13 protein-coding genes and 1 tRNA gene are annotated in these 14,557 nt (G+C 59.9%); 12 read left to right on the top strand and 2 right to left on the bottom strand.

All coding sequences use genetic code 11. The annotated features are described in order from the left end of the window. Positions 1-164: 164 nt before the first annotated feature. A complete protein-coding gene (gene gabD, locus GA645_RS01410; protein ID WP_152219255.1) occupies positions 165-1,616 on the bottom strand; it encodes an NADP-dependent succinate-semialdehyde dehydrogenase in 1,452 nt (483 codons plus the stop codon). 659 nt (positions 1,617-2,275) lie between these two features. Here gabD and GA645_RS01405 point away from each other — a divergent pair. From GA645_RS01405 to GA645_RS01355, 12 genes are all read left to right on the top strand, one after another. Then, a tRNA-Arg gene (locus GA645_RS01405) sits at positions 2,276-2,352 on the top strand. A gap of 166 nt (positions 2,353-2,518) precedes the next feature. Then, a complete protein-coding gene (locus GA645_RS01400) occupies positions 2,519-3,754 on the top strand; it encodes a tyrosine-type recombinase/integrase (protein ID WP_152219253.1) in 1,236 nt (411 codons plus the stop codon). A gap of 417 nt (positions 3,755-4,171) precedes the next feature. Continuing rightward, positions 4,172-4,930, top strand: coding sequence for a hypothetical protein (locus GA645_RS01395; RefSeq protein ID WP_152219252.1), 759 nt, complete (start codon positions 4,172-4,174; stop codon positions 4,928-4,930). A 95-nt stretch (positions 4,931-5,025) separates the two neighbouring features. Beyond that, positions 5,026-5,271 carry a helix-turn-helix domain-containing protein gene (locus GA645_RS01390; protein WP_152219249.1) on the top strand — a complete coding sequence of 82 codons (246 nt, stop codon included), beginning with the start codon at positions 5,026-5,028 and terminating at the stop codon, positions 5,269-5,271. Further along, positions 5,271-5,618, top strand: coding sequence for a helix-turn-helix transcriptional regulator (locus tag GA645_RS29220; RefSeq protein WP_372239775.1), 348 nt, complete (start codon positions 5,271-5,273; stop codon positions 5,616-5,618). Before GA645_RS01390 ends, GA645_RS29220 begins: the two co-directional genes overlap by 1 nt. Next, positions 5,615-6,286: a hypothetical protein gene (locus GA645_RS01380; RefSeq protein ID WP_152219247.1), complete on the top strand. Its 672-nt coding sequence runs from the start codon at positions 5,615-5,617 to the stop codon at positions 6,284-6,286. The genes GA645_RS29220 and GA645_RS01380 overlap by 4 nt, the downstream gene beginning before the upstream one ends. Further along, complete coding sequence (locus tag GA645_RS01375) at positions 6,286-6,609, top strand: hypothetical protein (RefSeq protein WP_152219245.1); 324 nt, start codon at positions 6,286-6,288, stop codon at positions 6,607-6,609. The genes GA645_RS01380 and GA645_RS01375 overlap by 1 nt, the downstream gene beginning before the upstream one ends. 391 nt (positions 6,610-7,000) lie before the next feature. After that, the gene (locus GA645_RS28725; protein WP_178119470.1) at positions 7,001-7,165 is read left to right on the top strand and encodes a hypothetical protein; all 165 of its coding nucleotides are present in this window, start codon (positions 7,001-7,003) and stop codon (positions 7,163-7,165) included. Continuing rightward, a complete protein-coding gene (locus GA645_RS01370) occupies positions 7,162-7,389 on the top strand; it encodes a hypothetical protein (protein ID WP_152219242.1) in 228 nt (75 codons plus the stop codon). Before GA645_RS28725 ends, GA645_RS01370 begins: the two co-directional genes overlap by 4 nt. Beyond that, the gene (locus GA645_RS01365; protein ID WP_152219240.1) at positions 7,386-7,646 is read left to right on the top strand and encodes a DUF3077 domain-containing protein; all 261 of its coding nucleotides are present in this window, start codon (positions 7,386-7,388) and stop codon (positions 7,644-7,646) included. The genes GA645_RS01370 and GA645_RS01365 overlap by 4 nt, the downstream gene beginning before the upstream one ends. Further along, complete coding sequence (locus GA645_RS01360; RefSeq protein WP_152219238.1) at positions 7,643-10,537, top strand: DUF927 domain-containing protein; 2,895 nt, start codon at positions 7,643-7,645, stop codon at positions 10,535-10,537. Before GA645_RS01365 ends, GA645_RS01360 begins: the two co-directional genes overlap by 4 nt. A 184-nt stretch (positions 10,538-10,721) precedes the next feature. Continuing rightward, positions 10,722-11,279, top strand: a complete 558-nt coding sequence (locus GA645_RS01355; protein ID WP_152219236.1) for a recombinase family protein — start codon at positions 10,722-10,724, stop codon at positions 11,277-11,279. Positions 11,280-11,316: 37 nt separating this feature from the next. Here GA645_RS01355 and GA645_RS01350 read toward each other — a convergent pair whose 3' ends face one another. After that, positions 11,317-14,340, bottom strand: coding sequence for a KAP family NTPase (locus GA645_RS01350; protein WP_152219234.1), 3,024 nt, complete (start codon positions 14,338-14,340; stop codon positions 11,317-11,319). Positions 14,341-14,557 lie beyond the last annotated feature (217 nt).

Here is a 14,557-nt window from a genome sequence, read left to right as displayed (position 1 = left end):
AGGATGAAAGCGGGGAGAAGCCTCACGCGACAGCATACGATGATCGACTGTCGTGGAACTTGCGGCCCGCCAGACGGGTTGTCCGGTGCTACCACCGGAAAACGCCGACGCGAAGGTGGCTGTCAGCTCTTGCCTGCCACCCGCGCGCCCACGGAAAAATCAGCTCAGATACCGCCGAGGCAGAGGTACTTGATCTCGAGGTAGTCCTCGATACCGTACTTCGAACCTTCGCGGCCCAGGCCCGAAGCCTTGATACCGCCGAACGGCGACACTTCGTTGGAGATCAGGCCGGTGTTGATGCCCACCATGCCGTATTCCAGCTGCTCGGCCACGCGGAACACGCGGGCCAGGTCACGGGCGTAGAAATAGGAAGCCAGACCGAATTCGGTGTCGTTGGACATGGCGATGACTTCGGCCTCGTCCTTGAAGCGGAACACCGGCGCCAGCGGGCCGAAGGTCTCGTCCTTGGACACCAGGGCGCTCTTCGGTACGTCGACCAGGATGGTCGGCTCGAAGAAGGTGCCACCCAGGGCGTGCGGCTTGCCGCCGGAGAGAATCTTGGCGCCCTTGGAGACGGCGTCGGCGATGTGCTCTTCGACCTTGGCAACGGCTTTGGAGTCGATCAGCGGACCGGTGGTGATACCCTGCTCCAGGCCGTTGCCGATGTTCAGCTTGGCCACGGCAACCTTCAGCTTCTCGACGAAGGCATCGTACACGCCGTCCTGTACGTACAGGCGGTTGGCGCAGACGCAGGTCTGGCCGTTGTTGCGGTACTTGGAGATCAGCGCGCCTTCGACGGCGGCGTCCAGGTCGGCATCGTCGAACACGATGAACGGAGCGTTGCCGCCCAGTTCCAGGGACACTTTCTTGATGTCCTTGGCGCATTCGGCCATCAGCTGGCGGCCGATTTCGGTCGAACCGGTGAAGGTCAGCTTGCGCACGATCGGGTTGCTGGTCAGCTCACCGCCGACTTCGCCGGCGCTGCCGGTGACGACGCTGAACACGCCCTTCGGAATGCCGGCGCGCTCGGCCAGCTCGGCCAGGGCCAGGGCGGAGTACGGGGTCTGCGAAGCGGGCTTGAGCACCATGGTGCAGCCAGCGGCCAGGGCCGGGCCGGCTTTACGGGTGATCATCGCGGACGGGAAGTTCCACGGGGTGATGGCCGCGGTCACGCCGATCGGCTGCTTGATCACGATGATGCGCTTGTCGGGCTGGTGGCCCGGAATGGTGTCGCCGTAGATGCGCTTGGCTTCTTCGCCGAACCACTCGAGGAAGGAGGCGGCGTAGGCGATCTCGCCCTTGGCTTCGGTCAGCGGCTTGCCCTGCTCGATGGTCATCAGGCGAGCCAGGTCGTCCTGGTTCTCGATCATCAGGTCGAACCACTTGCGCAGCTTGTTGGCGCGCTCTTTCGCGGTCAGCGCACGCCAGGCCGGCAGGGCCTTGTCGGCGGCTTCGATAGCGCGACGGGTCTCGGCAGCGCCCATCTTCGGCACGGTGCCGATGATCTCGTTGGTGGCCGGGTTGTTCACGTTGATGGTCTTGCCACCATCCGCGTCGACCCAGGAACCGTCGATATAAGCCTGTTGGCGGAACAGCTTGGCGTCTTTGAGTTGCATGACCTGTCTCCTTTCGAGGAAAGCCTGTGGACGGCGGGTCTACCTCGAGTCCCGCCCGTCTAGTTGTCTGGAATGGAGAGACCGCAGTCTCTGCCGTTCATTCGCCCCGACCGACCACTGTCGGCGCCAGAGGCGAAGGTCGCCACTGCAAGGGGGCGACGCCAGGCGAACGGCTCTTAGTTCGCTCGGCATGCGGACACGAAAAAACACAGACCCGGGTCATTGCCCGGTCTGGTCCATCTCGCTCACGCACGGATTCCTGGATTGAATCCAGGAAGACCTCTGCCCCACAACCTTCCGGTACGCTGATCGACGGAAGCCGCACAGGGACCTGCTGTCATTGAAGACAAGCGGTTGGCACAACGGAAGAATGTCATCCCGCAGGCGGTTGGCCGGCTGGTGTGATGCCAATTCTCCGGTCTCCTGTTGTTGTGATGGGGAGGCGTTTGAAATCTCAAACGAATCCTAGGGCCCTTGACTGCAAAGGGCAAGAGCTTGTTCGACAAAACCCACGAAGGTATCCGGTAGCAGAGCCTTTTCGGCGCATTTCTACCGACAAGCGGCACTTTTCGTTCGATATCATGAACGAGCGTACCTGCATTGGACGCCCGCACGTGAGATGCGTATGATTGCGGCCTGCCGCGCCAGCCGCGGCATACGCACCAGTAGCTCAGCTGGATAGAGTACTGCCCTCCGAAGGCAGGGGTCGTGGGTTCGAATCCCGCCTGGTGCGCCATCTACCTGTTTCGGGCTGTCTCTAACAGTTCACGAAACACCCCAAGAAGCCCGCCCTGTGCGGGCTTTCTTGTCTCTAGCTGTCTCTACTTATCTCCCTCTAGCCTTGACCGCCATGTACACCAGCGTGTACACCTGAAGAAAATTCGAACCAGCGGTGTACAAGGATGAAACGAAGCGGGATCAAGCGCCGCCCCCTGGCGGACACGACCTTGGCTGGCCTAGAGCCTGAAAGCACCCCTTACAGGGAGCTCGACGGCAACGGCCTGTACATCCGAGTGAAGCCCAACGGTCAGAAATCCTGGAACTTCCGCTACAAGAAACCGGACGGGAAATGGTCCTGGCTCGGCCTGGGCAGTTACCCAGAAGTCAGCGGATCGGCCGCCAGGCAGAAAGCTGCCGAACTGCGCGCCGACGCCGCTGACGGGAAAAGCCCTCTCGCCACCAAGCACGCTCGCAAGGCTTCCGAGCTGGATGCCGCCAACAGCACCTTCGAAGCGCTGGCCCGGGAATGGATCGAGGTTCGACTACCTGGTTGGGCGGAGAACACCGCCAAGCGCACCGTCGGCGCCCTGGAACTGCACGCCTTCCCTGTGTTCGGCAAGCGCCTGTACACAGAGATACTGCCCATCGAGTGGATGGAGTTCTTCAAGGGCATGGAGCAGAAGGGCATCATTGAACAGATGGGCCGGGTGCGCCGATCCTGCAAAGAAATCTACGACCTGGCCCGAGTCACCGGTCGCGCCGTGCACAATCCCTTGGATGGCCTGAGCCGCTTCCTGCAGACCAAGGCGGCAGAGAACTACGCCCACGTCTCCGCCAAGGAACTGCCTGCCCTCCTGCGGGCCGTTGCCGCGTATCCCCATGCTCATGATGTGCGCCTTGGGTTGCGCCTACTGATGCTCACAGGGGTTCGTCCCAGCGAACTGCGCGAAGCCCGCTGGGAAGAATTCGACCGTGACGCCGGCCTCTGGCACATCCCAGCCGACCGCATGAAGAAACGCCGGCCGCACACCGTGCCACTGTCCCGCCAGGTGCTCGAAACCCTCAAGCAACTGCACACCCTTACAGGTGCCTATCCCCTGCTCTTCCCTGGCCGCAACGACCGCACCCAGCCACGCAGCAATATGGTCTTCAACATGGCCTTGCGGCGCATGGGATACGAAGGCCGACAGACCGGTCATGGATTCCGCCACATTGCCTCCACCACCCTGCGCGAGCATGGCTTTGCCAAGGAGCACGTCGAGGCGCAGCTATCCCACGCAGAGGACGGCGTAGCCGGGGTATACAACAAGGCGATCTATATCGAGCAGCGCCGCACCATGATGCAGTGGTACGCCGACTACCTGGACGAGCTGGAGCTGGATAACGTAGTAAAGGGCAGCTTCGGCAAGGCGGTGTAAGGATGCATACCCGTACCCCTCAAAAAATCGGTGTTCCAGGTGTTCCAGGTGTTCCGGAATCACCGCAAGCCAGTAACGGCGTGGCCTCCCGCAATGGAACACCTTGCTGCACAAGTCGGAACACTTGGTGTTCCAGGCGCCAAAGGTGTTTCACCTTGGGCAGGGCTGGAGCGGAACACTTCGAGGCAGATCGGGGCTGCACCAGCAACAGGCCAGGCGGAACACGACACTGGTCCTGCTCTGCCCTGGAGGCCAGGGCGAATATGGCCTGTGGAGAACGGCAGCGTATTGCGGCGCTGTGGTCGAGGCGCTGAATGGGGCGGGGGGCAGATGCAGAGGCATGACTGCAGAATAACGTTCTTGTTTTATGTGAACGGCCGCCCCTGGCGAGTCGCTGGCGAGTGCACGCTATATGACATGGAACTGCTGCAGGGCCGGCGCCTTGAGCTGGGTGTTAAGTATGAGGTCGTGCTGCCTGGGCATGCTTTGGTGCTGAGAGAGCAGGGCCTGTTGGTGTTTTCATCTAAGCCAGGTTCAGCAGAGCTTTCTGAGTTCACTCATAGCCTTTGGGCATTCCCTAACTGGCTGAAACACCTTGAGAGTATCGGCATCAACCGCTCTGATGTTGTCGGTTCGTCCGACCTGCAGGCACTGGAGTGGTATGAACGTTATCTGCAGTGGGCGCGTGACGAGGAATACCGGCACCTTGAGTATCTGGCTGCTCAGGGCAAAAGCCTCAATGAGCTGGAATTGTGGTGGCCTGAGTTGCGTGACAATCCACTGGCCGCTGCCTTGGTTGATGATCTTGAGCGGAATGGCGGTCTGGCAAAGCGCAGCAGGGGCCGCCCGGCTGGCACTATGGGGGCTGCTATCCGCGAGCTGTACGCGTTGGCTGTCGATATATACCGGCACGATGTACCGGGTATCTCTGATAGCTGGTTGGCCGCATGCTGGGAGGCCTGCCGCTTGCGCCCGGATTGGGTGCCTCGACAGTGGGCGATCAAGGGCGGCATAGACGAGTCCGGCAATGCGCTTGGCCCAGGCATGAGCCTTTACCGTGCCACTAACAAGGCCAGCATACGGCGCTCACCTCTTTCCGACCCTGTGCATTGGCCGGCGCCTGAGCATTGGCCGGGGTACAGACCGCCAGGCTGGCGAGGCAGCAAAGGTAAGTAAAGCCAACTGCCAAGTAGGCGGCTTATTTTAATTACATGGTGAGGAGCGGCCTTCTCCCCGACTCTTTCCGCGTCAATAACCGACGAGGAAAGACCATGCAGAACCATGTCTATGAAGCGTTGGCAGGGCTTGTTCCTGCTGATCTGCTGACCCCGGAGCAAGTGGCTACAGCCCTTGGGCTCTCTCATCGCACCTTGGCCGCTTGGCGCAGCTCCGGACGCAACCCGCTGCCCTATCTGAAAATTGGAGGCCGGGTACGCTACCGCCGTAGCGACGTAACAGCATGGTTGGAAAGCCAGGCTCGCACCAGCACCGCCCCTGGCATGAAGGGGGTGGCGTAATGGCCAAGACGAAACGCCCCCAACAAGTCGCCAGCCCTTTACCTGCTGGCCCGCTCTCGGTTGGCGCCAGCAAGGTCCAGCCGCTGCGCCCCAGCGCCAGCCCGGTCGCCACTCCCACCCAACTCTTCGACCCAGCCGCCACGTTGGTGCGCATGCCGGAACTGCTCACTATCACTGGCCTGCACCGTACCACGGTGTACAAGCGTCTGAAGGATGACCCGACCTTTCCCAGGCCAGTGCCGCTGAGCGACAGCACCGCGCGCGGCGCTCCTGTGGCCTGGGTATTGGCAGAGGTGCAGGCCTGGGTACGTGGGCGGATTGCAGCCCGCCGGGAGGTGGCCGCATGAAGTACTCCCGCATGCCCTTCAAGGGCCCTTACTTCGACCCCACAAATATGGGCTTTCGCATGGCCAGCCCGTATGAAATCAACCGCCGAGCACTGACCATTGCCGCTGTGTGCTGGAATCCGCTCGAACGGACGGCCGTGTTCATCAACGCCGATGGCTTGGCACTGCCGTTGGAAGTGCATCCCTATGACGTAGTGGATCTGTTGCGGCATGTAGTGCGCACCGAATTCGGCAAGGTCATCGGTGATGGCCAGTTCGCCATGAAGCCGGCCGAAATCAAAGCATTGGAGGCGTCGGGCCGCATCAAGCCGTGGGTGGTGTACCACCTGCCGCAGCCGCATGGGTACGTGAACGATGCCGCCACCTGGGCGGAGCATGTTGAAACCGAGCTTGAAGCCGAGCGCCAGGCCGCAAGCGCCAGTCATGCGGCCGCCACCCGACTGCAGCGCTCGCCGGGGGCGTGCGGCGTTGCACTACCCGGGGCCGAGTCGCCTCCTGCTGAAGTGCACGACCTGGCCAGCGAAGTACAGGCCGCAGTCGAGCGCCGACAGGCAGAGCTGAATGACCGGCGCCGCCAGTTGCTGGCCTCGGATGCACGAATCAATGCTTGGTTGCGCGGAGACTTGGGCGACCCGCCCCTGCTGACCCTGATGAAGGGGGCCGCCTGATGAGCGCTCGACCAATGCCCTCTTCCGCTGCAGGCAAGGGGGAGCCGCTGCCGTTCGAGGCACTACGAATGGTTGGGCTATCGGGCACCAACATGCGCCGGTTGGAACGCTATCGACAACAGCAGGAAGATCGGGGAGCTGACGTATTCGTGATCCGCTGGCCGGACGCGACCTGGTGTGTGCTCGCGCTGCACTGTGCCCCGCTGTCCCCGGCGCTCGCCAATGAGCAGATCGCCGAGCTGTACACCAATGCCCGAATGATGATCCGCGACGGCTACCTGCCGAAGTTGGTGCTGCGCTTCGATCCTTCAGCACGCCACTAACGAAAACGCCCCCGGCTGCAACCGGAGGCGTTTGAACTCTTTCAGCCCGCGACCAACGAACCGAGAGGCCAGTCTATGCCCTACCCCAACAACCCGCAAGCCGGACTGCTTGCACCGCGCAGACCGGCGCGCTACGCTGCGGCCGTCACGGTAAATCCCGTGGCCGGGTTTGGCGACCCGAGAATGAAATTGGCGCACAAGCGCCCCAAGACCATTGCTGGCGCTTTTTTTGTGCCTGCTATGTCGCTCTATGGTGGCGGCTGTGCGTGGGAGACCTTCGGGTCTGCCGGGTTCCAATTTCCCCGGTTCGCCAACCTGCGCACAGCTGCCACCTCCCACCGTTTGGCGACGGTTCGTGGCAGCTCCTACGACGAAATTGGAGCTACCCCCCATGAAGCACTCGCACGCCCTCAATCCGTCCGCACGCGCCGCTGCGCACAAGGCTATGGCCTTGGCCGCCCTCTGCGCGAATTCCAGCCTCTCCACCCGTCTCGCTCGCTACAACAACCACATGGCCAAGGCTCGCGCCCTGGAGGCGGTAGGGGGTGCGCAATGAGCTTTCAGCCGCAAGCAAGGGAGTTCGAACGCGCGTCAATCCAGCTCGAAGCCGCAAGTGATGTACTCGTACGGCTCGGCGCCATGATCCGAGCGATCCAGCATGCCAGTGAGATGGACAGGGAAGCCCTGGCTTGTATCGCGCAAACCTATATCGATGACTGGGCGGAGATTCTCCACTCCGAAGCGAAACACTTCGCCGAGCTGGAAGGAGGTGCCAAATGAGCCGCCCCCCAGTTGCTAAGACATTTGCCGAGCCCTTTGGATACGGCCTCTTTTCGGTGAACCCTGGCGTGGATGTCGTCGATGCGCTGGAGCAGGCCTCCAACATTTTGGGTTGTATGCACGAGCTGACCATCACCGTTAGTGAGAGCGAGGCGCCAGGAAAGGAGGTGTTCGCCGTCCAATACCTGAATGAGATGGCAAAGGCCCTGATTGACGCATCCGTGCGCGGCCTGATGGGAAAGGGAGGTAGTCGATGACTGCAAAGCATCCGACATTCGCGCAAGTTAAGCGCGCCTCCCTGCAGGCCATCGAGCGTGTTCTGGCTCATTGGCTCCCCGGTGGCCAACGTGTAGACAGCGGCAAGGAATACACTGCCCCCAACCCCACGCGGGCCGACAAACACGCCGGCTCGCTCAAGGTGAACCTGGCCAAGGGCACCTGGAGCGACTTCGCCACAGGCGACAAGGGCGGCGACCTGATCGATCTAGTGCGCTACCTGGACGGCGGCAGCGAAGTAGGCGCCTGCAACAAGCTGGCGGACTTCCTCGGCGTCACGGCCGGTACTGCTAGCACCACCACCGCGCCGGCCAACAGTACGGCCGGCAAGCCGGCCTGGAAGGCCGTGATCCCGATCCCTGATGAGGCTATGCGCAAGATCCCCAAGCAGCACGGGAAGAACGGCAAGCCGTCGAAGGTGTGGATCTACCGGAGCGCCGATGGCTTGCCGGTGATGGTGCTGTATCGTTTCGACCTAGGGCTGGACGACAGCGGCGCGCCGCGCAAAGTGTTCGCCCCGCTCACCTGGTGCCAACCGTCGGGCGGCGGCGCGTCGTGTTGGCGCTGGCAGGGACTGCCCGAACCGCGCCCGCTGCTGCGTCTGGACGAACTTTCAAACCGGCCGACGGCGCCCGTGGTGATGTGCGAGGGTGAGAAGGCCGCCGATGCCGCCGCCGAGCTACTGCCCAGCTACGTTGCCACCTGCTGGCCCAACGGAACCAACTCTTGGCAGAAGGCCGACTTCACCCCGCTGGCGGGACGCGACGTGCTGTTGTGGCCTGACAATGACGCACCAGGCCTCAAATGCATGGATGCCCTGGCCGAGCATCTGCGTCAGCTCGGGATCACCTCAGTCCGCCCGGTGGCGCTGACAGTGTTCGGCCAGCGGCCGGGCCTCGACGGCGCGCGACCGTCCTTTACCCCAGGCGGCGAGTGGGCCGAGGGCGACGACGCCGCCGATGCCCTAGCCAAGGGCTGGACTGCAGCGCACCTGGCCGAGCTGGAACGCACCGGGGAGTTATTCGCTCTTACTCCGACTACAACTTCAGTCGAGCCCCAAAAACTCCGCAAGCCACGCTCCAACAGCACTCCGGCACCAGAAGAAAAGCCCAAGCCGGTACCGGCCGGCTTCCGCGTCACGGCTGAAGGGGTGTTCTATGCCAGCGAGGATGGCGAAGCGCGGCCGGTGTGTTCCCGCCTGGAGATCCTGGCCCGCACCCGCGATGACAAGGGCCATGGTTGGGGGCTGTTGGTGGAGTTCGATGATCCGGACGGAGCCAGCAAGCGGCTGAACATTCCCCAACGCTGCATGGCTGGGGACTTTGGCAAGGATGTTCTGGGGCCGTTGGTTGATATGGGCCTACGCCTGGCACCGCTACGCACCGCCCGCAATTCGCGAAACGACTTGCAGAGCTACCTGCAAGGCTATGACAGCAGCGAGCGTGCTCGCCTAGTCATGCGCCTGGGCTGGCACGGCGATGCCTACCTTCTGCCGGATCGACAGATAGGCCAAAGCGCGGAGCACCTGCACTTCTACGAAGCCGGCGCCCAGCTCCCACCTATTAGCCAGGCAGGCACCCTGGATCAGTGGCAACAGCAAATCGGTTCACTGTGCGTGGGCAATCACCGCCTGGCGTTCGTGGTCTGCACGGCCCTCGCCGGCCCCCTGCTGCATCTGCTGGGTGCTGAGTCGGGCGGCTTCCACCTTTACGGCGACAGCTCGGGCGGCAAGACCACGCACCTGCAGGTCGCTGCCTCGGTTTGGGGAGGGCCGCGCCTGGTGCGTTCCTGGCGTTCTACGGACAACGCATTGGAGAGTATTGCGGCGGCTCATTCGGACGGGCTGCTAGTGCTGGACGAGATCGGTATGTGCGACCCGCGCATCATCGGCGAAACGGTGTACATGCTTGGCAACGGCACCGGCAAAGCCCGCGCCAATGACCGAGGCATGGCTGGCCGCCAGGTACAGGAGTGGCGATTGCTATTCCTCTCCACCGGAGAAAAGACCTTGGCCCAGCACATGGCTGAAGCGCACAAGGAGCTGAAAGCTGGCATGGAAGTACGGATGCTGGCTGTGCCGGCCGACGCCAGCAAGGGCCTTGGGCTGTTCGAGGTACTGCATGGCTTTGAGGATGCAGCCGCGCTGTCCGATACCCTAAAGGCTCGTGTGGGCAAGTTCTACGGTACGCCGGCACTGGCCTTCCTGTCGGCCCTCTGCGAGCCGGGCAAGCTGCGTGGCTATGCCGCCATGGTGCGCAGTACGGTGGAGCGCTTCACCGCCGAGGCATTGCCAGCCAACGCCAGCGGCCAGGCTCAACGCGCCGCCGCTCGATTCGGATTGGCGGCTGCAGCGGGAGAGTTGGCCACAGCACTAGGTGTCACCGGCTGGCCTGATGGCACGGCGCTCACTGCTGCGCGGGTTTGTCTGAGTTCATGGCTGGCCGAGCGTGGGGGTGCGGGCAATCTGGAGGGTGATGAGATCATCCGGCGACTGCGCATTAACATTGAGCGCTACGGCGAAGGCCGCTTCACCCGATGGGACAGTGTAGCGGCGAAGGTTGACGAACATGCCCCACGCACCACGGACCGTCTTGGCTTCCGGCGCACGGTCGAGCACAGCTATGGAGATGCCCAATACACAACTACAACCTACTACTTGCTGCCCACCGCTTGGCGTGACGAGGTGTTCAAGGGCATGAACCTGCGCAACGTAAACCGGGTGTTAGTTGAGCGGGAGATACTGCAGCCAAGCAATGACGGCAAAGCCTCGCAGACTCTCGCCTTGCCTGGCATTCCTAAGGCCCGCGCCTATGTGGTGGATGCCGCCAAGCTGTTTGCTGATGAGGCGGATGCCCTGGCTGCTGCAGCCTGACCCCTGTGGCCTGCATTGAGCTTTGGCCCATTCAGTTGCGTTAGCGCGCACCGGTATCACAAACCGACCCCTTGTTGATACCAGAGGAAGCCCCTTATCCCTTGGTATCAACAAGTGCGGGTTGACTCATTATTGATACCAAACAAAAATGAGCCCACCTTATATGACACCAACAGGGCAAGCCATGAACCGCGTATTTGCATACGGCCGCGTTTCAACTCTGGAGCAGTCCACCGACAACCAGTTGATCGCGCTTCAGCAGAAGGGCTTCGATATTCAGCCGCACCGCTGGTTTGCCGAGCAAGTGTCTGGGGGAGTGCCAGCGCTGCAGCGCGTTGAGTTCTCCAAGATGGCTGATCGCATGGAGGCGGGAGACATGCTCGTAGTACTCAAGCTGGACCGGTTAGGTCGCGATGTTCAAGATGTCCTGGCGACCATCGAGGCCTTTAGCGCTCGATCCATCCATGTGCGGAGCCTCGACCTGGACGGCGTTGACCTGACAAGTGCAGCCGGAAAACTACAACTCACTGTGCTGGCTGCTGTCGCCGCCTTCGAGCGCGACCGGATTAAGGAACGCACCCGAGAAGGTTTGGCGCGCAGCACCAAGAAGGCCGGGCGGCCTGAGGCTCTGGATACCACTAAAGCTGTGCAAGCTTGCAAGGCTATGGGGATGAGCCAGAGTCAGGCAATGACCGAGCTTGGTCTAAGTCTGCCAACCATCAAGCGCCACTGGAACAAGTGAGCACAACCAGTCCGGGCCACTCGGTTTAAGCTATGAATTATTGCTCTCCCCTGCCGGCCCTGTCCTCCTCAAGTCGAGCAATAGGAAGGTCCTCGTGCCGCTCCTGTGCCGTTGCAGCCTCGGCAGCTAGTTCATCAAGCACGGTGAAAACACCTTCCAAATCCCCGGCATATGTAGCTATGTAGCCGGACGTAACTACCTGTCTTTCTTCGACGAGCAGAACTCGTTGGCGGATTTGCTTCTGATGTACCCCCCAATAGCGCCCCATTTCCATCGGATCAAGACCACCAGGAAGTTCAGCCTTGGTGGCAAAGTAACCTTCCTCGTCTAGACCAGAAAAGAAGGAGCTACTCAGTTTCGACAGACAGTAGTCAAGGAAGTGGAGTGCGTTATCAGGATGGAGAGCAGGGTTAAAACAAACGCCAAATACGTACTTGTTCATCAATCTGGCTATACCGCCACTATCGCCCACTCCACTCTCGTCGTAATGCCCACAGCCCGGCCCAGCCCCATTTGGCGGCAGCGAGTTGCTCAGTTGATAAATGACGAAAGACTTTACAATCGAGCGCACCACAGAAACGCGTTCACCAAGAGACGCGGAGCCTTGCTCAAGCTGTTGGCCAGCTAAAATGTAGTTACCTAAATTAGAGGAGCCGTCACCAAGAAATGCTTCAAATGGAACATCGTCAACTTCTGAATAAAAATTTCGCCCTGATTCAATGTAGACCTTTCGGAAAAGTGCGAATATTTCTTGAGAAATTCTCCGCATGCCCATCAATGCAAGATTACTGACCACCCCGGTTGTCGCAGCATTTGCGTCCTCATGAAGGATGAGGGCTGAATGCAAATTATGCAGTTGTCCCTGACGATCTGCGGAGCAGTTGAGCCGGAACATCAACAGGTCATTCCATCCGAGTACGCCACGCTCGCTATTGGCAAGACGCTGAATAAGTCCCTTACCCTTATATTCGCCCTCACCAAATATCCTACGTGCGATCTCTACAATATTCTCCGGAGAGTTCGTAACGCGGCGCCCGTCAGTTCTTCCCCACCCAGCACGATCTAGAAGCCGCAAGAGCGAATAGATCGACCTTTGTCGCAGTCCCCGATCTTCATTTGCAATCATCGAATAGCGCGGCAGATAGCTCACAAGCGTATTTATAGCGTCTTCGGCGACCGCACGAGTGAGACCATAAGACTGATTTACCAGCACCCTCCAGAACTGATCATGCGAGTGCTCCCCTTGCTCCAGGAGAAACTCAGACGACGTCAATACTGAGACAATAGGCACCCCCTTCTGTACACGCTCCACAGCCTTCTGATACAGCACAAATGTATTTTGGGGTTCGGGCGTCGCGAATCGCACAATGAGCTTGAGATACGCCTCCAGATTCCTGAAGCCATCATGGTTGAAGCACGCGCGCGATCTAAGATCAGCCTCGTCGATGCCGTGTCGCTCGTTGAGCTCAAGGCTCATGACGTCAAAGAGTTGCCCCAGCAAGAATCCTGCTGCCCCCTTGTGGGCCTGCATGACCCCCGTGAATTCGGTCGAGTTCTTGAACTCTTGCTCTCCGTACTCCCGTCGAATCGAGAAGACCCCACTACGCCCCTCGGTTTCTTCCGCGTAGATTCGCCTAAACAAGCCCGGGTAGTTCAAATTCAAAAGCATGAGATTGATAAGATCTCGCTTACTAAAATCCGTCCGACCTAGATCGCTCCGCTCGATTTGCATAAGTAGCATGGAATTGACAAAGCGTTTCACTTTGCGCAGGTCCCCCACCAGGGGTAGGTAGTTTGCAGCTAAGCTCCCGTCGAGGATGTCCGACAGCTCATTGAGAACAGCACCAAGCTTCAACATGGTATCGGAAGGAATCGAACCCAACTGATTCTCCGCACGCTGCCAGTCCCGCCGCAGGAAGTCCCGAATACTGGAGCTGTCAACAAATAAGTTCAATTTAACCGTCACAAATTTTTCTAGGAATTCCCTCGCTCTTGAACCTTCATCGTGGCCTGCAACAAGGACCTCCGTGTCATAGCAAAGGACATAGGTGGCCTGTGAAAGCTTGAACGTCTGCCTCGTTGCGAACAGCACATTGTTTGTTGTCTTCGCATCCAAGCGGTCAAGGTCGTCAATGACGATTATTACGCGCCGACCGATGCGCCTAAGTACCTCGTCAATATCATCTAGCAGTTCATCAACAGTTTCCTGCGAGGGCTCTAGGGAAAGCTTGAAGCCAAGGAACGACACATCGGCTTTTCCCTTTATTAACCGGGAGTACCGGGATGCTGCAGGCCGAAACTCTGGAGCGAAGACCTTCCGTTGAATCGCGGCAGACAAGTCGCGAATCAAGCGATCCGCAAGATCAGGTTCTGATGCATATCGAAGAGGCTCAAATCTACAAACGATGGCTTTGTCTTCCGCGCATGCCCAGTAGCGTTCAGCGAGATTGATGAAGCTTGTTTTGCCAACCCCCCACGGCCCATCTATCCCAAAGACGAGTCCCGGGTGTGCACCGCTTGCAAGAACAGTCTCCGCGAACGATTTGGCCTGTGCTCCGCTCGCTAACAGGTCCTCTTCCTCGCCGCTGATTTCCTCATCAGCAATGAAGTACAGCTGCGGTACGTCTTTTTGAGATCTAGGCCAATACTGTTGAATCAGCGGCGATAGCAGCACGGCAAAGAGCAGCAGGAAGATTGCAGGCGCCCAATTTGGATCAGCGCCCCTCAGTGCTGTATGGACTTTATCCAGCCAAGGCGAGGCCAGCTCGTTTGTCCAAATACCGATGCCAATCGCGAATAGCAGGTCTAGACGCAGGCTGCGGGCCATTCGTGCAGCTGCGACATGCGCATCCCGCTTGAATGCGTAGGCAAAACACACGAGCAATGTGACCAGTATCCCACCAAACCTTAACCAGAGGTCTGTATCGGACAAGGTCGGAGCGAAGTTCGCGCCCAGATAGAACGCCGTGCGGAAAATTTCCGCTGCGACAAAACCAGCAGTGAGCGACCTGGCGAATACTAACAGCTCGGGCATTTTCATTGCCGGATTGGTTGCGCTCATCTATTTCCGCTCCATGTAGTGTGATTTCCTTGCGCCCTTCCAAAAACTGCAGATGAAGTCCGTGCCCTACACGTACGAAATTGGCCTTTTCGCCTGTGGCTGTCTGGCCTCGACGTGGACCGGCCAATCATATTCAAGTGCGCTCAACACTCATTGGTCATGAGGGAAGCAACTCTTAGGTCAAGCGCAATGCAATCACGAACTGGGAACACCATTG

Source organism: Pseudomonas sp. SCB32 (assembly GCF_009189165.1).
GTDB lineage: Bacteria > Pseudomonadota > Gammaproteobacteria > Pseudomonadales > Pseudomonadaceae > Pseudomonas.
The sequence above is the reverse complement of the archived record's forward strand: the minus strand, read 5'-3'. Positions and strand labels throughout refer to the sequence as shown.